This is a genomic window from Acidithiobacillus sp. AC3, from assembly GCF_050261095.1.
GTDB lineage: Bacteria > Pseudomonadota > Gammaproteobacteria > Acidithiobacillales > Acidithiobacillaceae > Igneacidithiobacillus > Igneacidithiobacillus copahuensis.
This window is the reverse complement of record NZ_CP189838.1, coordinates 2,088,440-2,105,809: the sequence shown is the minus strand read 5'-3', so window position 1 is coordinate 2,105,809 and position 17,370 is coordinate 2,088,440. Positions and strand designations below refer to the sequence as shown.

Annotated in this window: 22 protein-coding genes and 2 pseudogenes; 10 read left to right on the top strand and 14 right to left on the bottom strand. The window is 59.0% G+C overall.

From position 1 onward, the window contains the following. Nucleotides 1-43: 43 nt before the first annotated feature. A complete protein-coding gene (locus ACQAYK_RS10625; RefSeq protein ID WP_215873022.1) occupies nt 44-523 on the bottom strand; it encodes a tRNA (cytidine(34)-2'-O)-methyltransferase in 480 nt (159 codons plus the stop codon). Next, the gene (locus tag ACQAYK_RS10620) at nt 520-1,242 is read right to left on the bottom strand and encodes a ComF family protein (protein WP_226827824.1); all 723 of its coding nucleotides are present in this window, start codon (nt 1,240-1,242) and stop codon (nt 520-522) included. The genes ACQAYK_RS10625 and ACQAYK_RS10620 overlap by 4 nt, the downstream gene beginning before the upstream one ends. Before the next feature lie 84 nt (nt 1,243-1,326). Here ACQAYK_RS10620 and ACQAYK_RS10615 point away from each other — a divergent pair, with 84 nt between their 5' ends. The 5 genes from ACQAYK_RS10615 (at nt 1,327) to ACQAYK_RS10595 (ending at nt 5,683) form a co-directional block, all read left to right on the top strand. Then, the gene (locus ACQAYK_RS10615) at nt 1,327-2,508 is read left to right on the top strand and encodes an aminotransferase class I/II-fold pyridoxal phosphate-dependent enzyme (RefSeq protein ID WP_215873090.1); all 1,182 of its coding nucleotides are present in this window, start codon (nt 1,327-1,329) and stop codon (nt 2,506-2,508) included. Beyond that, the gene (locus ACQAYK_RS10610) at nt 2,508-3,248 is read left to right on the top strand and encodes an alpha/beta fold hydrolase (protein WP_215873021.1); all 741 of its coding nucleotides are present in this window, start codon (nt 2,508-2,510) and stop codon (nt 3,246-3,248) included. Before ACQAYK_RS10615 ends, ACQAYK_RS10610 begins: the two co-directional genes overlap by 1 nt. Beyond that, on the top strand, nt 3,245-4,087 hold the full coding sequence (bioC, locus tag ACQAYK_RS10605; RefSeq protein ID WP_215873020.1) for a malonyl-ACP O-methyltransferase BioC: 843 nt from the start codon (nt 3,245-3,247) through the stop codon (nt 4,085-4,087). Before ACQAYK_RS10610 ends, bioC begins: the two co-directional genes overlap by 4 nt. Next, nucleotides 4,087-4,725: a dethiobiotin synthase gene (gene bioD, locus ACQAYK_RS10600; protein WP_215873019.1), complete on the top strand. Its 639-nt coding sequence runs from the start codon at nt 4,087-4,089 to the stop codon at nt 4,723-4,725. Before bioC ends, bioD begins: the two co-directional genes overlap by 1 nt. A gap of 91 nt (nt 4,726-4,816) precedes the next feature. Next, on the top strand, nt 4,817-5,683 hold the full coding sequence (locus ACQAYK_RS10595) for a M48 family metallopeptidase (protein ID WP_215873018.1): 867 nt from the start codon (nt 4,817-4,819) through the stop codon (nt 5,681-5,683). 579 nt (nt 5,684-6,262) lie between these two features. Here the strand turns inward: ACQAYK_RS10595 and ACQAYK_RS10590 are convergent. Next, a complete protein-coding gene (locus ACQAYK_RS10590; RefSeq protein WP_215873017.1) occupies nt 6,263-6,580 on the bottom strand; it encodes a hypothetical protein in 318 nt (105 codons plus the stop codon). Further along, nucleotides 6,570-7,481 (bottom strand): annotated as a pseudogene (gene tnpC, locus ACQAYK_RS10585) (IS66 family transposase); the annotation flags it as partial. The gene ACQAYK_RS10590 and the pseudogene tnpC, both read right to left, overlap by 11 nt. Before the next feature lie 84 nt (nt 7,482-7,565). Between tnpC and tnpA (ACQAYK_RS10580) the strand changes: the two are divergent. Beyond that, complete coding sequence (tnpA, locus tag ACQAYK_RS10580) at nt 7,566-7,850, top strand: IS66 family insertion sequence element accessory protein TnpA (RefSeq protein ID WP_215872660.1); 285 nt, start codon at nt 7,566-7,568, stop codon at nt 7,848-7,850. 127 nt (nt 7,851-7,977) lie between these two features. On the opposite strand, the gene ACQAYK_RS10575 is transcribed toward tnpA (ACQAYK_RS10580), so the two are convergent. The 9 genes and pseudogenes from ACQAYK_RS10575 to ACQAYK_RS10535 all read right to left on the bottom strand — a co-directional run bounded on the left by ACQAYK_RS10575 (nt 7,978) and on the right by ACQAYK_RS10535 (nt 13,996). Beyond that, nucleotides 7,978-9,104, bottom strand: a protein-coding gene (locus ACQAYK_RS10575) for an IS3 family transposase (RefSeq protein WP_480082161.1) whose coding sequence is annotated in 2 segments (ribosomal slippage) — nt 7,978-8,835 and nt 8,838-9,104 — 1,125 coding nt in all. Because the reading frame shifts where the segments join, the coding sequence is not laid out codon by codon here. Between the two features lie 178 nt (nt 9,105-9,282). Next, nucleotides 9,283-9,660, bottom strand: a complete 378-nt coding sequence (gene tnpB, locus ACQAYK_RS10570; protein WP_215872661.1) for an IS66 family insertion sequence element accessory protein TnpB — start codon at nt 9,658-9,660, stop codon at nt 9,283-9,285. A gap of 2 nt (nt 9,661-9,662) precedes the next feature. Then, nucleotides 9,663-9,947, bottom strand: coding sequence for an IS66 family insertion sequence element accessory protein TnpA (gene tnpA / locus ACQAYK_RS10565; protein WP_215872660.1), 285 nt, complete (start codon nt 9,945-9,947; stop codon nt 9,663-9,665). A gap of 79 nt (nt 9,948-10,026) precedes the next feature. Continuing rightward, entirely contained in the window at nt 10,027-10,422 is a 396-nt protein-coding gene (locus ACQAYK_RS10560) for a GIY-YIG nuclease family protein (RefSeq protein WP_215872659.1), read from the bottom strand. Between the two features lie 131 nt (nt 10,423-10,553). Further along, on the bottom strand, nt 10,554-11,114 hold the full coding sequence (locus tag ACQAYK_RS10555) for a HEPN domain-containing protein (protein WP_215872658.1): 561 nt from the start codon (nt 11,112-11,114) through the stop codon (nt 10,554-10,556). Nucleotides 11,115-11,130: 16 nt separating this feature from the next. Then, nucleotides 11,131-12,189 carry a ParA family protein gene (locus ACQAYK_RS10550; protein WP_215872657.1) on the bottom strand — a complete coding sequence of 353 codons (1,059 nt, stop codon included), beginning with the start codon at nt 12,187-12,189 and terminating at the stop codon, nt 11,131-11,133. Nucleotides 12,190-12,407: 218 nt separating this feature from the next. Continuing rightward, nucleotides 12,408-13,235 (bottom strand): annotated as a pseudogene (locus ACQAYK_RS10545) (ISNCY family transposase); the annotation flags it as partial. A 168-nt stretch (nt 13,236-13,403) separates the two neighbouring features. After that, nucleotides 13,404-13,805, bottom strand: coding sequence for a type II toxin-antitoxin system VapC family toxin (vapC, locus tag ACQAYK_RS10540; protein ID WP_215872887.1), 402 nt, complete (start codon nt 13,803-13,805; stop codon nt 13,404-13,406). Further along, complete coding sequence (locus tag ACQAYK_RS10535) at nt 13,802-13,996, bottom strand: type II toxin-antitoxin system VapB family antitoxin (RefSeq protein ID WP_215872888.1); 195 nt, start codon at nt 13,994-13,996, stop codon at nt 13,802-13,804. The genes vapC and ACQAYK_RS10535 overlap by 4 nt, the downstream gene beginning before the upstream one ends. Before the next feature lie 149 nt (nt 13,997-14,145). On the opposite strand from ACQAYK_RS10535, the gene ACQAYK_RS10530 reads away from it, so the two are divergent. From ACQAYK_RS10530 to ACQAYK_RS10515, 4 genes are read left to right on the top strand one after another with little or no spacing between them, the layout of a single operon-like run. Then, on the top strand, nt 14,146-14,928 hold the full coding sequence (locus ACQAYK_RS10530) for an ABC transporter permease (protein WP_215872889.1): 783 nt from the start codon (nt 14,146-14,148) through the stop codon (nt 14,926-14,928). Then, nucleotides 14,925-15,584 carry a ribonuclease T gene (gene rnt, locus ACQAYK_RS10525; RefSeq protein ID WP_226827806.1) on the top strand — a complete coding sequence of 220 codons (660 nt, stop codon included), beginning with the start codon at nt 14,925-14,927 and terminating at the stop codon, nt 15,582-15,584. The genes ACQAYK_RS10530 and rnt overlap by 4 nt, the downstream gene beginning before the upstream one ends. Then, nucleotides 15,581-16,600: a CDP-6-deoxy-delta-3,4-glucoseen reductase gene (locus ACQAYK_RS10520; protein ID WP_215872890.1), complete on the top strand. Its 1,020-nt coding sequence runs from the start codon at nt 15,581-15,583 to the stop codon at nt 16,598-16,600. The genes rnt and ACQAYK_RS10520 overlap by 4 nt, the downstream gene beginning before the upstream one ends. Before the next feature lie 59 nt (nt 16,601-16,659). Further along, the gene (locus tag ACQAYK_RS10515; protein ID WP_215872891.1) at nt 16,660-17,022 is read left to right on the top strand and encodes a hypothetical protein; all 363 of its coding nucleotides are present in this window, start codon (nt 16,660-16,662) and stop codon (nt 17,020-17,022) included. Nucleotides 17,023-17,080: 58 nt separating this feature from the next. Here ACQAYK_RS10515 and ACQAYK_RS10510 read toward each other — a convergent pair whose 3' ends face one another. Next, nucleotides 17,081-17,368 (bottom strand): zinc ribbon domain-containing protein, encoded by a 288-nt coding sequence (locus ACQAYK_RS10510; RefSeq protein ID WP_215872892.1) that lies wholly within the window; start codon nt 17,366-17,368, stop codon nt 17,081-17,083. Nucleotides 17,369-17,370: the final 2 nt, after the last annotated feature.

Below are 17,370 nucleotides of genomic sequence, written 5' to 3'. Positions count from 1 at the left end.
ATGTGACATTATGATGAAGCTTTTATGACACTTTTATGACAGCTTACTGGCCGCCGATGTAGTCGAGCTGTCGCCATGCCTCGAAGACAGCGACGGCGCAGGAGTTCGAAAGATTCAGGCTGCGCTGTCCGGGTCGCATGGGGAGACGGAGAAGACGGTCTGGAGGAAATTCTGCGAGGACCGCGTCGGGCAGCCCCCGGGTTTCCGGACCAAAGAGAAAGACATCCCCGGCGGCAAAGCGTGCCTCGGCAAAACTTCCTGCAGCCCCTTTGGTGCTGAAGGCAAAGATCCGCCGGTCACCGAATTGGGCGGCGCAGTCTGCCCAGCAGGCATGCCGCTGTACCTCGGCAAATTCATGGTAATCCAGGCCGGCGCGGCGCAGACGGCGATCCTCCCAGGCAAAGCCTAAGGGCTCGATCAGATGCAGGCGCGCCCCGGTGTTGGCGCAGAGACGGATGACGTTGCCGGTGTTGGGAGGGATTTCGGGCTGATAGAGCACCAATTCGATGAAGGGTGTGCTCACAGTGCGCGCGCCAGAATCCACAGATCCACCCGCTGCACGCCCTGCGCTTTGAGGAGTTGCGCCAGCGCTTCTGCGGTACTCCCGGTGGTCATGACGTCATCGACCAGGGCTATGTGTGCCGGTAGTTTGCCACGCAGGGTAAAGGCGGACTGCAGGTTGGCACGGCGTTGGTCGCGGCTACCTCCCACCTGATGAGGGGTGTTGCGGGTACGACGCAGGACATCGCGCAACGGAATCCGGTATGCACGCGCCCAGTGCCGCGCCAACAAAGCCGCCTGATTGTAGCCGCGTTCGGCCAGACGGGCCGGGTGGGCAGGCACTGGCAACAAGGCACCGGGGCGTGCCGGCAGGCTCTCCGTGGTCCAGGTCCGTAGCCAGGCCTGGGCCAGCGGGCGGGTCCAGTCCAGCCCGCCATGAAATTTCCAGGCGCTGATGGCTGCGGCCAACGGATGGGTATAGACGAAGGGGCAAAAGGTGTAATCGTAGCTGGGTGCCTCGATACTGCAGACCGGACAGTCGCCATCGGCATTGACGGGCAGGGCGCACCAGCTACAGCCGTCGGCGGGCAGTCGGGGCAGTTCGCGGTGGCAATCGTCACAGATCGCGGTTCCGGGTGCCGAGCAGAAACGGCAGCTTTCCGGCAGGAGCCAAGAGACGAAACGTCCCGGTGCCTCGCGCCAAATCTCTCGCCTCGATAACCCGAGTGGTATTGCTAGCAAGCTGCCATCCCCTCTGCCCAGGCAGCATTGTCACCATTGCCTGACGCATTGACAAGGCGCGCCCAGCTCCCCTATACCGTGCCCATGACGATAGCCAGCACCCTGCACTGCGATTGGGAGGCAGCCCTCGCGGCGCGCGCCGAGGCGGGACTTCTGCGCCAGACGGAAGTTCTGCAGCCGCTGCCGGGGCCGCGGCCCTTCTACCGCGACAGCGCTGGCCAGACCCTGCTTTCCTTTGCCAGCAATGACTATCTCGGTCTTGCTCGGCACCCCGCCTTGCGGGCGGCGGCCACTGCGAGTTTTGCCAGTGGCGAGTACGGTGCGGGCGCCGCGCCCCTGCTTGGTGGTGTGCGGGCGGAGCATGAGGCCCTGGCGCAAGCCCTGGCTGATTGGCTGGAGGTGGAAGACGTCCTGCTCTTTGGCTCGGGCTATCTGGCCAATCTCGGCATACTGAGTGGGCTGGTCGAGGGCCGTGACCTGCTCCTCCTCGACCGCCTTGCCCATGCCTCCCTCATCGACGGCGCGCGACTCAGCGGGGCCCGCCTGCAACGTTTTCGCCACAACGACCTCGCGCATCTGGAAACGCTGCTGCAAAAGCCGCGGCGTGGCCGAGCCTGGATCGTCAGCGAAGGGGTGTTCAGTATGGATGGAGACCTGGCCCCGCTACCGGAATTGTCGGCCCTCGCCGCGCGTTATGACGCCGGTCTGCTGCTGGACGAGGCGCATGCCTTTGGTGTGCTCGGCGCGCAGGGGCGGGGTAGTCTGGCGTACTGGGGTTTGCCAGCCGGGGCGGTGACCCTGCGCGTGGGCACTCTCGGCAAGGCCTTTGGCAGTTATGGTGCCTTTGTTGCCGGTCCCCGCCGCCTCACGCGCTGGTTGCAGCAGGCAGCCCGCAGCTATCTCTTTCATACCGCTTTGCCGGCGAACGTCGCCGCGGCCAGTCGCGCCGCCCTCGACCTACTGCGCGAGGGAGAGGGGTTACGTCAGCATCTACAGGGGCTCCGCAATACCCTGCAGGCCGGTCTGCAGGGGCGGGCGTTTCTGCCCAGCCAGACGCCCATCCAGGGGTTGATCCTGGGTAGCAACGCAGCAGCCTTGCGGGCGGCCGCTGCTTTGCGCAGTGCGGGCATCTACTGTCCGGCGGTACGACCGCCGACTGTGCCCGTGGGGCAAGCTCGACTACGCATCAGTCTCAGCGCTGCCCACAACCAAGACGACATCCAGCGTCTACTCTGTGCCTTGCAGCTCATAGCGGGTGGCGAGTGATGCGCCAACGTCCGCATCTCGTCCTGTTGCATGGCTGGGGTATGGAACGGCGGGTCTTCTCGCCCTGGCTGCCAATGCTGGAGCAGGATTTTCACGTGCACAGCTGGGAGCTTCCGGGACACGGCGAGCGTCCCTGCCCGGCGGCAGGCTGGCAATGGGAAACGGAGCTCGACGACTTGCGCGAGCGGCTGGCGGCAGTCCCCGCAGCTTCCATTCTCTTGGGCTGGTCGCTGGGTGGATTACTTGCCCTGGCCCTGGCCTTGCGTGGAGATCTGCGTCTGACAGGATTGGTGTTGGTCGCCACTTCCCCCTGTTTTGTCGAACGCCCCGACTGGTCAGCGGGAATCGCAGCGCAAACCCTCGACGATTTCGCTCGAGAACTCACGCGCGATGCCCAGGGGCTGCGGCGGCGTTTTTTTGCCCTGCAGACCCTGGGGGATCCTGCCGCCCGCGCCCGTATGCCGCAGATTGACGACTGGCCCTTGCCAGATCGCGACTGTTTGCAGGCAGGTTTGGAATTTCTGCGGGATATCGATCTGCGTCCTTCCCTACATGCTCTTCCCTACCCGGTGTTGCTGTTGCAGGGGGATGCCGACCGGATCGTGCTGCCGGCAGCGGCGGAGGCCCTGCAGCAGGCCCTGCCCGGGAGCGTGCTGCGCCTGCTACACTGTGGTCACGCCCCCTTCCTCAGCCAGCCCGCGGCCTGTTCCCAAGCCCTGCGTGAAGTCTTTCTCGCATGATCCTGAACAAACACCTCGTTCGTCGCCACTTTGCCCACGCTGCAGCAGACTATGAGGCACTGGCCACCCTGCAGAATCAGGTCGGGCAGGAAATGATCGAACGTCTGGATCTGCTAAAGATCGACCCGCAGATGCTACTCGACCTGGGTGCCGGGACGGGCTTGCAGAGTCGGCGTCTGAATCGTCGCTTTCCCCGCGCTCGGGTGCTCGCCGTCGATCTGGCACTACCCATGCTGCAAGAAGCGCGCCGCCGCAAATCCTGGCGCCAACGGCAGTGGTATCTGCAGGCCGATGCGGAACGGTTGCCCTTGCGCGATCAGTCGTTGCAAATGGTGTTTTCGAATTTTGTCCTGCAATGGCTGCCCGACCCCTTGCCCGCCTTGCGGGAGCTGCGGCGGGTGCTCCAACCGGAGGGGCTTATACTCTGCAGCTCGCTGGGGCCCGATAGTCTACGCGAGCTGCGACAGGCCTTCCGGTCCGTCGACGAGGAGCCGCATGTGCATGATTTTTTGGATATGCACGATCTTGGCGATGCCATGGTGCAGGCCGGTTTCGCCGACCCGGTGCTCGATGTCGAGCGCTACGAACTGCACTACGACGATCTGGATACGCTGCTGCGTGATCTGCGCGGTATTGGCGCAGGCAACTCCCAGCCTCGTCGAGGCCTCTTTACGCCGCGGAAATTGCAACGCCTGCGTAGCGCCTACGAGGAATTTCGTACGCCAGACGGTAAGCTGCCTTTGCAGTACGAGGTCGTCCATGCCCATGCTTGGCGGGCTGCCGACCGGCCGTCAGGAGAGTTGCAACCCCTGCAATTTATACCGCGCAGGCGCAACTGATGGCGCAGGGATATTTCATTACCGGTACGGATACGGAAGTCGGCAAGACCCACGTCACGGCCGCTCTTGCCAGCGCCTTTGCCGCGCGCGGTTTGACGGTGGCGGCGCTCAAACCCTACGCCTCGGGGCAGGAGGCCGACGGCACCTGGACCGACATCGAGCAGTTGCGCGCTGCCAGTCATCCGCCCTTGCCGCAGAAGGAGTGCAACCTCTATCGTTTCGCTCCGCCCATCGCGCCGCATTGGGCGGCGCAGCTGGCGGGGCAGAACATGGATCGCAGCCGGTTGACCGCCTTCGTGCAGGCCCGTGCACAGCAGGTGGATCGCCTCCTCGTGGAAGGGGCAGGGGGGCTACTCGTGCCCCTGGGCCCCGGCTGGGATACCCTGGACTGGATCGAGGAACTTGGATTGCCGTTGATTCTGGTGGTTGGTTTGCGCCTGGGTGCCATCAATCATGCCCGTCTCAGCGAGGCCGTCGTTCTGCAGCGCGGGATACCCTATGCGGGATGGATCGCAAACCACTGCCAGGAACAAGTCGCCGCCGGCACCCTTGAGACCCTGCAGGAGCTGATGCTCGGCAACTATCTTGGTAGATTGCCTTTTCTTGCGACGGAGTTCGACGGCCTCGAGCTTCCGTAATGCTCAGGATCTGTTTACACTCTTCCCAATATTAGAAGCGCATTGCAGGCGTCAACATGCCGCAAAAAGTACAGAGAAGGGAGCGTGTGGGATGGTGTGGATCAAGACATTGGCGTGGCTGTTGCTCAGTGCTTTCCTGATGACGATAGGGATGGTCCTGGTGATCTCCCTGGCATTGTTGCCGTTTTCCGGCAGTGACCTCTCCTCTTCGCTGCACACCTTGCTCCCATGGCTGCCGCTGCTTGTTTTCGGATGGAGCCTTTTCGGCGCTCTGTTTTTCGGGTTGCTTACACCTTTGGTGGTCCAGCGCGGCTTACACTTGCAGCGCTTGGGCGCGACGCCCCGAGAGCACTTCGCGACTGCTGTCGCCAATGAACTTGCACAACGCCTGGGAATGCCAGCGCCCCAACTTTACCGGTTTTCCGCCGCAGGCCCCAACGCCTTTGTGCTGGGCATGGGTCAGCAACATGCCTGGCTGGTCTTGTCTTCGGACCTCCTGCAATCGGCTTCCGACGCAGAACTACGTGCCGCCATCGCCCATGAAATGGCGCATATGTACTATGGAGATATGCTCAGCATGCAACTCTTGCTGGGCACGAGTATTGTCGCGGCCTTTGCCCTGGCACAAATTCTGACCATGCTCTTTCATACTCCGCAGCAATCGCGATCCCTTTTGTTGAGCGTGCTGCAAGTCGTCATTTTTCTGTTTGCGCTGCTCCCCATCGCCTGGTTTTCGCGGCGCCGGGAATATGCGGCGGATCGTTTCGCCGCCGAGCAGTATGGGGTTGCCGGGATGATGTCGCTGCTGCGCCGACGGGTGTCTGCCAATACGCAGGACGACTGCTGCGGACCTTTGGCAGCACTGGCCACCTTTGGTCAGAGTCGAGGACTTCTGGCCGGACATCCGACGCTGGAACAACGGATCGCCGCCCTGCAAAGCAAAGATCCAGCGCGCTGACGCGGGCCAGCTAACGTACATTGCGCCTCGCGCCACCCCGGAGAATGTAAGAAAATCTGGGGGTGGAGATGGCGAGATGAGGTCGAGCAACATTTTGGCGATTCCATCCCGAGCTTAACGTGACCCGCCAGGCCGACTCGTACCCCGGACTGCCTCTTCTCAGATCGCACAGGAAAAGGGCCACCTGAGGCTTGCCTCAGATTGGTAACTTCGGCACTGGCACCCGCCATCTCCCCTTTTTGATCATAGCTGGGGTTTCCTATAAATGGCTAACGTTTAGCTTGAGGGGCCGGCCGACGGCGGGCAAAGCCCGCTGTTGGACAGTCCCTCTCGAAGCGGTTGTTAGCCGTAGTTTTAGCGAACAACGGCACGATGTTTCCTCTCCTCGCCGCGAACCATTTTCCCTTCGCGCATGAGTAACCCGAGCACACTCCAAGCAAGATAATCCTTGGACCCACCGGCGTAATCGCTTTGAAGGCCAAGAGATTTTGATGCGTCGGAATTAGTGATTCCGTCAGGGTTGGCCTGGGCTAGCTCAAGGTAACCGTCCAAACCAGACCGCTATTGCCCCAATTGCGGTTATCTGAGTCTTTTTTTGTCGGCAGCTGGCGGGTGGGGCTGGACGGGTCCAGCGTCCCTCACCGGCGAGAGTAGATGGGGTGGGATATTCCAGCTCCGGCCGTTGTCGGTGACCACGGTGACGGTCTTGCGGTTGTATTTGACCACCGTGCCCAGCAGGCGTCCGCCCTGGTAGGCAAAGCTGACACGCTGGCCGGGAGTAAAGCGCATCATCTCCAGGTGCGCCTGCATCGATTCGAGCATTTTCAGGCGCGCCACTACGCGCTGGTTGAGCCCCAGCAGTTCTTCGAAGCTCAGGCCATCGATGTCAACGGGCATGGTCGAGATCCGAGCGCAGGGGCTTGGCGGCAAAGCGCTCCTTCCAGACCCGAGGGGTCAGTGCTTCGACATCCCGGGCCGGGTGCAAGGCAACCCGTTGCAGGACATCGACCAGATAGGTGTAGGGATCCACGCTGTGCAGGCGGCAGGTGCTCAGCAGGCTCTGGATGATGCCGACGTGCCTGGCTCCCACTTCGCTCCAGCAGAACAGCCAGTTCTTGCGCCCCATCGGAATGACCCGCAGGGCCCGCTCCAGATGATTGGTGTCGATGGGTACCTCGGGATCGCGCAGGTAGACCTGCAGTTGGGCTTGGTGATTCTCGGCATAAACCAAGGCCTTGGCCAGGAGATCGGTGTTGAGCAGATCCATGCGTTGGCGCTGCTGGTGACACCAGCCGAAGAAGGCTTCGGCAACCGGGCCGGCATGGCGGCTGCGATGGTCGCGCTTCTGCTCGCCTTCGAGTCCCTGCTCCCGAATCCGCTGTTCGATACGGTAGAGTTCGCCGATCCAGGTGAGGGCCTCGGCAGCGGCCGGGTCCTGCTCCTGCGCCCGTTCGAAGTAGCGCCGGGCATGCGCCCAGCACTGGGCCTGGGTCACCTGAGGGCGGGATTTGGCATAGCGGTCATAGGCCGCATAGCCGTCACTGAGCAACACGCCTGCAAAGCCCTCGAGCTGTTGTTCAATGTGCACGCTGCCACGGCTTGTCGACCAGGTGAAGCACAGCTCGTCGTCCTCGCCATAGATCGGCCAGTACCAGGTCGCCTGTAGCTGCCCCTGCTTCTTGCGTCCCGCCTTGATCGGTGTCTCATCCATCGCCAGGACCCGGCTTTGTAGAATGTGTCGCCACTGGGCATCGTAGATCGGGCGCAGGAGCTCAATGGCCCGTTGGGTATAGTTCGTCGTAACCGCTCAAACCGCACCGTACTTTCGGGGCTGGCTGGCGAGCTCTAACCTGCTTTTGTTTTCACTGAGCAGGAGTGCGATATGAACCCGCGACGCAGCCAGAGCGACTGGCAACGACTGATCGACGAGCAGAAGGTTTCTGGCCTGAGCCAGAAGGCATTTTGTGCCCAAACTGGTATAGCGGTGGCGACCTACCAGTATTGGAAGCGCAAGCTGCGGGTCGATGCTGCGGTCCAATCGGACGCGGTGACGGGTTCCCGGAAGGACTGGCTCGAGCTGACCCCCGAGCTGTCCGAGCCGGCGCTTGGCTGGCACATCGAGCTCGATCTGGGCCACGGGGTGTGTCTGCGGCTGCGTCAGGGCTGAGCATGCTACTGCCGGAGTCCGGTATCCGGGTGTGGCTGTATGCGCCGCCTGCGGATATGTGAGGTGGCCCCCCTGGATTGGACAGCCTGCTGGAGTGATTAAGCTCTGAACCTGTTTCCATGGCGGGTCAGGCCACCAGCCTTTGTAAACCTTCTGCATAGACCACATCGGGTGTTCTGTCTCCCAGAGAGGAGTGCGGTCTTTCGGCATTATACCAGTCGAAGTAGGCTCTGAGGCCAGCTTTCAGCTCGGTTCCAGTTTCTGCTGGCCGCAGGTAGACGTGCTCGTATTTGACGGTGCGCCAAAGCCGTTCGACAAAGACGTTATCTAGGGCCCGGCCTTTGCCGTCCATACTGATTCGAATGCCGTGCTGGCGGAGTACAGAGAGGAAGGACTCCGCGGTGAACTGAGCGCCCTGATCCGTGTTGAAGATCTCGGGGGTGCCATAGCGGCGTATGGCCTCTTTCAGGGCCTCTACGCAGAAACCCGCATCAAGACTGTTGGAAACCCGCCAGGACAACACCTTACGACTGAACCAGTCCACTACGGCTACGAGGTATTGAAATCCTCGTGCCATGGGCAGATAGGTCACATCCGCGGACCAGACCTGGTGGGGACGGTCCACCGTCACGCCACGCAACAGATAAGGATATTTTGGGTGCTGGGGATGGGGCTTGCTGGTGTGTGGTCCGGGCGCCACCGCGGCAATGTCGAGGATACGCATGGCCCGGTGTACCGTTTTGCGGTTGACCACGACATTCTCCGCTTTCAGCATCCGATGGATCTGCCGCCTACCCATGAATGGAAAGGCGGTGTAGAGGCGATCGATCGCCCGCAACAGCCCGTCGCCCATCGGCCGAGGATGCGCGCGGTAATAGACCGTACTGCGGGGCACGCCCAAAAGAGCGCATTGCCGTTGCACAGAAACTGGGGTTTGGGCCCGGTCGATCATTTGGCGCCTTTCCCGATCCGAGACATGAGACCGGGCCTGGAGGCTAAAAAATCGCGTTCCATCTCCAGCTGTCCGATCTTCCGATACAAAGCCTGCACGTCCACGGGCTCCTCGGTCCGGGACTTTCCCCGTTCAAAGGCCGTGGCCGCATGCTCCACCAGCTGCCGGCGCCAGGCATTGATCATGGTGGGGTGTACCCCAAATTCTTGCGCCAGCTCGGCCATCGTCTTATCGCCCTGCAAGGCCGCCAGGGCTACCTGCGCCTTGAATTCCGGCTTGTACTGCTTGCGTTTTCCCTTCATCCCTCGACTCCTTTCCTGAAGCCCAGAGCTTAACCCCTTGTCCAACTTTCGGGGGCCACTTCAATGCGCAAGTCCTTCGATGGGCTCAGCGCCCTGGTGCGACAGAAGTTGGCCGACGGATCGATTCCGGGTGCGAGGACGTTTTATGCTTTGGAATCAATGAGTTGCATGCACGGCATTATAGCATTTCGGGCCTCTCATGGCTACGGTTTTTGCCCTTTTCGAAGCGCTTGAAGCGGCGCAGCGAGGATAGATCAATGCCTTCGATCATCAGACTCAGGTCTGTCCAACTCAGTGCCTGCCGGTCACCCGCTTGCTCGTTGAAATGAAAGCGACCCGCCTCCAAGCGCTTGCTCCACAGGCAGTAGCCGCCTGGCTCGAAGTACAGCACTTTCAACTGCGTGCGCCGGCGGTTGAGGAACACGAAGAGCTGGCCGCTGGCCGGATCCCCGGCGAGCTTCTGTCGCACCAGGGCGCTGAGCCCATCGAAGGACTTGCGCATATCCGCAGGCGGCGCATACAGCCACACCCGGATACCGGACTCCGGCAGTAGCATGCTCAGCCCTGACGCAGCCGCAGACACACCCCGTGGCCCAGATCGAGCTCGATGTGCCAGCCAAGCGCCGGCTCGGACAGCTCGGGGGTCAGCTCGAGCCAGTCCTTCCGGGAACCCGTCACCGCGTCCGATTGGACCGCAGCATCGACCCGCAGCTTGCGCTTCCAATACTGGTAGGTCGCCACCGCTATACCAGTTTGGGCACAAAATGCCTTCTGGCTCAGGCCAGAAACCTTCTGCTCGTCGATCAGTCGTTGCCAGTCGCTCTGGCTGCGTCGCGGGTTCATATCGCACTCCTGCTCAGTGAAAACAAAAGCAGGTTAGAGCTCGCCAGCCAGCCCCGAAAGTACGGTGCGGTTTGAGCGGTTACAGCTCAAGAACAGCTGCCTTCAGGAGTTCCAGGCCAATTTGAGCTTTCTCAACAACGCCAGCGGGAACCGTCAGGTTGCGTCGAGCTTTAGGCGCGGCGCCAGATGGCATTACCGAATTTGTGAGGAGGCCGCCCGTGTCCTCAGAACCAAACGCTGCGATTAACTCGGCTTCCAATTTCAGTGCTTGGGCTTCGGTTAGGTCATCAACAAGTACTGCCGTCACGACTTCGTGACCTTGTTCTTGGATTTCAGAGATGCGCCTTCCTTTGCGAATCGCATCCACGCGCAAGGTGTGATCCCAGGCGCAATTGCCTGTCCCTTTCCCGATGTAAAAAGGCTTCGCAGGGGAAGATCTTGGATCTTTCAGTGCGTAGATGTAGTAAGGATTCATAGCGCTTGGTTTACCCGTGGGGATGACGGCTAACCTTTGAATTCACCGGACTGCGCGGCTTTTCGCGCAGGTCCGGTGGAATGATGGGTTGGGCCTCGGAATTGACACTGCACGCAACCTGATTGATTTGCCTATTGAACTGCGACATAGATGCTCTCGCAGATATGAGCGACGAAGTTTAGAGATTGGTCGACGTCTGACTGAATAATTGGCCAGCGCATGTTTGGAAAGCTGGGATCAACGTCTGCCTCGTGCGCGATCTTGTTTCGTCGGTCCACAATGAGCTTGAGTCGAGCTTTGACATCCTGTTCAGGCATGGACAATTGCAGTGCGACCTGCTGCCAAAGGTTCACGTCAGAGAATAGACGTATTGCATCTGCGATTTTGTCAGGCTGCTGAAATGAGAGAAAACTGTGCCGCTCGCGGATGTCGGATTCAAACCACGCGTATCCCGTGCTACCAGAGAGTACCGAATCCATCGCAACACGGTACTTCAGAAATGCTGGCGTGCGAGGTCGCCTTCCTTCTAATACGGCAACCATTCCCAGCACTGTAATTTCGTGAACGTAGTAATCGAGGGCACTTACCCCAAGGACAAGCTGCGCTCTGAGTAAGTCCGAGGAGTCTACTGCGCTTGTCGTCAGCGACGACAAGACGTCGTGTAGACCGCCCAAGTGGCGAGCGCGGTCCATGCTTGTTCGGAATGCGTCAATGGCCTTGATCATAGGACGTGAGGGTCAGGATGCGATCTGCCGCGTCTGAGAAAAGGTCGCGAAATTGGTGCATTGACTTCTTCGTACGCTCTAGGACGACTCCAGTCTGCTCTAGTTGTGCGTCGCTCAGTGCGAATACGGGAACCTTATGCTTCTGAGAGAGGGCGATTAGGCTGTTGAAGTCCGACATCTGCAATAGAGGCTTACCCGGAGGGATGTCGATGCTTTGGTAAGCGGCATCAGCCATCAGCATGTCAGCAGCCTTAAGTGCAGGAAGTAGCTTTTGTTGGACTCCGCTTTCAATCTCGTCAATCCAATTCTGAAATGCTGCTGAGGGTGTTTGTCCTTCCCTGAGCCGATATTTCTGCACAACTGTACCCAAGAATTTTGGACTAACTGTTGGGAATGGGTAGGCTGCTTTTTGAAGGACTGCGACGCCCTGCGCCTGCTTAGCCCATGCCCTCCACTTTGGGAGGACGGAAGCAAGGGAGTCGGTTGCCATTACCGAAAAATAGTCAGGCGCCATTGGCACCAAGAAGTGGTCGCTCGTCATCAAAAGGTTTTGGTTGATGGGACCAAGGCTCGGACTCATGTCGACCAAGATATAGTCAATTTTGTACTTCAACGCAGTTAGGCGAAATAGGTAATGTAGCGCCCCAGGAAGATTCTGGAGGGTTACTAGTGATCCGGAAAGTTCTTGAGCAATACCGAGTGTTACTTCGTATTCAGCTAGTCCGATATGCCCCGGAATGAGATACATGTTTGGCTGGCCATCAATAGACTCACAGGTTACTGGGTCGATTGGTGCGGGACGCGATTCGAATGCCGGGGCAAGCCCATCGCGGATGTTTCGGACGCCGCCAGATTCGTAAATCGTGGCGAATTCTTCAGGGCCCTTGAACCCTAAAACCATTCCAGTCAGATTGCACTGTGGATCGCAGTCCGCAAGAAGTACCTTCTTTCCTTTAGCGGCCAGCATCCAACCCAGATTGAATGCGGTTGTGGTCTTGCCTACACCGCCCTTGTGGTTAAAGAGGGAGATTTGAATCGCCATGGGTTTAGGTTCCTGTAGAGGGGTTATCGGCGTAGAGCAGGATCAGTGCGTGGTGAATGAAGGTAAGCGAATTAGAGGCCCAACTACTATTAGGATTATTAAACCTACCACCGTATACTGCCTAAGTCAATCGCTCGGGCAGACGGTGTCAACCCAAAGCTGAAATGTCCTCTTTTCTCCCAGACTGAAATGTCCCCTTTCTCATGCCTTTTGTGGTGTCAGACGGTAGCGGAGGGTGAAGAAGTTGCGCCTCGTCTCCACGGATGGTCGGGTGCGGGCTTATAGGTTTTGCGATGGAGCTGGATGGTCTTGGCTTGCTCGACGGTGGCATGGATGCTCTTCTCGTCGTCTACGGGGATGGGCGGCTCGCCTTCGTTGAGGATGCGATAAGGCAGAGCCTTCCCTTGATAAAGCAAGGTCACCGTGCCGTCGAAGGCCTCGCAGACCGTGATCTGTGCCCCTCTGAGGCGATAGCCTTTGCCCTGTCCGGTGAGCTGGTACTCCCGGTTCTTGTACTGGAGGGTGAGGTTCTTCGAGAGCTTGCGGTGGCTTTGGAGGCTGAAGATCAGGTCGAGCTCCAGAGCGTCGTGCAGCACCGGACGATGCGCGTCGGTGGCATTCTGCGGAGCCACGGCGAAGCGTGCGTTGTACTCCTTTCTGAAGCTCGGCAGGAAGGCGTTGGCGGCGTCGATGTCCGAAATGCCGGCCAGACGCAGCTCCTTGACCAGGCGATCCTGGAGGGTCTGATTGGCCCGCTCGACGCGGCCCTTGGCCTGCGGTGTGTTGGCGTGGATCGGTGCGATGTCGAGGGTCTTGAGCGCGCGGGTGAACTGCGTCAGTTCCCCCTCCCTCTCCGGGTGGTTCACCCGGAAGATGCCGTGCTTGTCGGAGTAGAGCGCCACCGGCCGCCCATGCTCGCTCAGGTAGCTGCGCAGGGTCTCCAGGTAGGCTTGGGTCGTCTCGGCGGGGGCGAAGCGCAGGGCCAGCAACTCGCTGGTGGCATCGTCGATGAACACGATCAACGTGCGACGCGGTCCCCGACCTTCGGCTATTGGCGCAAAGGAAAGACTATCTATGAGCGCGAAAATCAAATACACCGATGAACCTCTTGGCAAGATTCAGGTGCTTCCTGACTTCCTTCCTTCGCCAGCCGAATTGGCGTTTCGTGAAGAGCGCATCCCCGTTAACTAGATACACCATGTGATGTTCATCGATTATGCGCACTTGATAACGGGCAAGAGGCTCATATGCTCTACGAAGGGCAGGAAATCCTGATCCTGAAACAGTAGTGGGCACTGATTCTCGATGCTGTAGGTGGCAATGAAAACGTCGATCGTCTTTCGTATTGTGACGCCACGTTTGCGTAGCGCTCTGTAGTGCTCGGCGCACTTGATGGCGTTCGCTTCACCAAGCATCTCTACAACGATAAGAGAACTCATGAGGCTTTTGGCGATCTTGTAGTCCGCATCGCTCCGAAAGCCCTGTAGCACTTCGGCAAGGATCACGTCACCCACGGCCAGAGCTTCAACCCCCAGCAGGGCGTCGAGCGTGTCGGTTTCGCGGCTAGCAACACCGTTGAAATAATCGATCCAGACGCTGGAATCGACCACTATCATCGGGCAGTCCGTACTGCTGTCAGATCGCCCTCCCAGGTCAGTTTGCCTCTATACTCTTTGATGGTCGCCTGTTTCTTTAGCGTAATTAACGTCTTCAGACCAAGCTCCACGGCTTCCTTCTTGGTTTTGAGGCCGGTGGCTTTCAGGGCCTCATCCATGAGCTTATCGTCTATCACGATGTTGGTCCGCATCGTTGTCTCCTCAATGTGTATCAATAGTTAATACTATACACACCAGAGGCTTGGCGTGTCACGCTATGCCCGCGCATGACAATTCGTTGCGGTGAAACGGCATGGCAAGCCTGCTATAGTCACCGCTTATTTTCCGTTTCGAGAAAGGTATGCAGTACGCTGCGACCGGTTTATTCAGTCATTTTTCGCCGTGGGCGATTGCTGGCGTCTTTGGTCTCCTCGGCAGTTCCTGGGCGCTGTCTGCCTGGCAGCGGCTTGGAGTGGGGCGGGAGTTGTGGTGGTCGGCGCTGCGTGCCACCGTCCAGCTTGCTATCATGGGCTTTATCCTGGGTTGGCTGTTTCGCCAGGAGTCACCACCTCTCCTCATTCTGTTTCTTGCCCTGATGATCTTCACTGCCGGTTTCTTCAATCGCAAACGCGGGGCGGGAATCCCACATGCCTACTGGGTGGGAACTGCAAGCATCTTCCTGGCCACCACGATCACCCTAGCGTGGATGTTGGTGTCGGGTCTGGTCACCTGGAAGGGGCAGTCCCTGGTGCCGATCGGGGGGATGATCATCGGCAACTCGATGAACGCGGTTTCGCTTGCCCTGAATCGTTTGCGTAGTGAGGTCGACCAGCGCGAGGATCTGCTACTTGCCATGCTCGCCCTAGGCGCCACCGAGCGCCAGGCCATGCGCCAGCTCTACGCGATGGTAGTGCGCAGTTCCCTCATCCCCACGTTGGACAGTCTGAAAAGCGTGGGCATGATCCATATACCGGGCATCACTGCGGGGATGATTTTGGCGGGCATGGCGCCGCTTGCGGCGGTATCGATGCAGTTGGTGGTGATGCTAATGTTGACCGCCGCGGTGAGTCTGAGCGTCGCCAGCGCCGTAGTCCTTGCCGGGCCGCGGGCGTTGCGCTTTCCTGCGCGAGTGGACGCCGTATGAGCATGACCCCCATTGCTGAGCGCGTGCGCGGTTTTCTGCCGGTGGTAGTGGATGTCGAAACTGCCGGCTTCGATTGCCAGCGCCATGCGCTGCTGGAGATCGCTGCGGTGGTAATTGCCGGAGAGAGCGGTAACTTGCAGCCGGTGCAAACTCTGCACTATCACGTAGAACCTTTTGTCGGCGCCATCCTGGATCCGCAGGCCTTGGCATTTAACGGGATCGATCCTGAGCATCCCCTGCGCGGCGCCATTCCTGAGGCGCAGGCGCTGCGCGAGCTGTTTCGGGCGCTGCGCGGCCAAGTGCGTGATCAGCAATGTCGTCGTGCCGTTTTGGTGGGACACAATGCCAATTTTGATCTGTCTTTTCTGCACGCCGCTGCGGCACGAGAGCAGCTAAAAAACAGTCCCTTTCATCCTTTCAGTACCCTGGATACGGTCACACTGTCTGCTTTGGCGCTCGGTGAAACCGTCCTCGCCAAAGCGGTGCGCAAGGCCGGCTTGGATTGGGATGGAAAACAGGCGCATTCGGCCTTATATGATGCAGAAAGGACCGCTGCATTGTTTTGTTGGATCTGGAACCGTTTTGATCAGAGCGAGATTTCGCCCTTTTCTCCGCTTCCCGGGTCGTCATCTCTTCTCGACAGGAGTAGCACATGACTTATCGTTTACGCATCGAACCCAGTGGCCATGAAATGGACATCGAGGCCAACGAAACGATCCTCGAGGCAGCCCTGCGTCATGGCTATGCCTTGCCCTATAGCTGTCGCAGTGGCACGTGTGCAACCTGTAAAGGCAAGATTCTGGCGGGATCTGTCGATTATGGGGACGTCGATGAAAAGATGTTGCCGGATGAAGAGATGGAGGCAGGTTTTGCCCTCTTTTGTCAGGCGACACCGTTAACGGATTTATCGATTGAGGCGCGCGAGGTTGGTGCTGCCGCTGGGATCGAAATCAAGACTCTGCCTTCCCGGGTGGCGCGTATCGTTGACCTCGCGCCCGAGGTACGAGCCCTGTTTTTACAGCTGCCCAGCACCCAGGAATTTCGCTTTTTACCTGGCCAGTACATCGATATTCTGCTCAAGGACGGCAGTAGACGAGGCTTTTCCATCGCCAATATGCCAGGACCCGGCGCGCAGCTGGAGCTGCACATCAAGCATGTCCCGGGTGGCCAGTTCACCGGGCATGTCTTTTCCACCATGAAGGAAAAAGACATCCTGCGCTTTGAAGGTCCGCTGGGTACTTTCTTCATCCGTGATGACTGGCCGGAGCGCCCATTACTCCTGGCGGCAACGGGAACGGGCTTTGCGCCGATCAAGGGAATGCTGGAACAACTCTTTGCCAATCCTGATACCCGCGATATCCATTTTTACTGGGGTGTGCGCTATGCCCAAGAATTTTATTATCAGGAACTGTTACAGGAATGGCAGGCGAGGCATCCTAACTTTCACTTCCATCCCGTGGTTTCGCGTCCAGATGCCTCCTGGAATGGGAGAACTGGTTATATCACCACGGCAATCGGCGCGGATTTTCCCCAGCCGAAAGACCTTGTCGCCTATCTTTGCGGGCATCCGGATATGGTCTTCGACTTGGCCGAAAGTCTGGAGCAATCCGGTCTCGATTCGCAATATATATTTTCTGACGCTTTCGTATTTGCGAAAAGTAAAACGAGCTGACATAATCTCTGGCGTTGGCGTAGATGACGCCAAATCTTCGGTAATGGGGAGCTCGGAAAATGGAAAAGCAGAAAAGACATCGGCGTACGGCGGAAGAACGTTTGGCAGATCTGGAAGCCAAAAAACTGCAGATGGAAGCTCGCATGCGCGAGCAGATGAACAAGATCGAGGAGCAGAAGCGCCGCTTGCAGGAAAATCCCAAACTCAAGCGTGAGCGTGATGCGCAGCGGCGTATGCTGGTCGATCGTATTTCTCGTTTGGCCAATGGCTGGGAGGCGACGCAAATCCTTGCAGCCGTGGCAGAAGTTTATGAACGAGTGAATGGGGACGAAGCCAAGATGAATGCGCTGCATCAGCGCGGTGAGGCTTTGATGCAGGAGCTGAAGCCTCGTCGTGGACGTCGCCCGCGCAACAGTATTTGATTACGCGCTAGCCAAGCAAAAGGGCCTGCTGCATGCCGGCCCTTTTGCTTTATCCACTTCATTTCTTGCGCCATCGGGACAGGGTGGCAATCCGATGCGCCATGTACGCACGGATGTACCAGGGCTGACCGCGTTTGCGCAGCAGGTTGCGGGCGCGCTGCTGCATCTGCTCCAGCTCCAGATCGGGCTCCTTGAATTCCCCAGACGCGTAGCAGTAGCTACAGAACTTCTTGCTGCGGCTGCCGTCTGCTTCGCTGCCTCCGCCCTCTGGATCGAAGCACAGAGGCATGCCGCAGCTCTGGCAACGTTGTTTCTCCAATTCCCACTGCCGTTTTAATTTTTTCATAG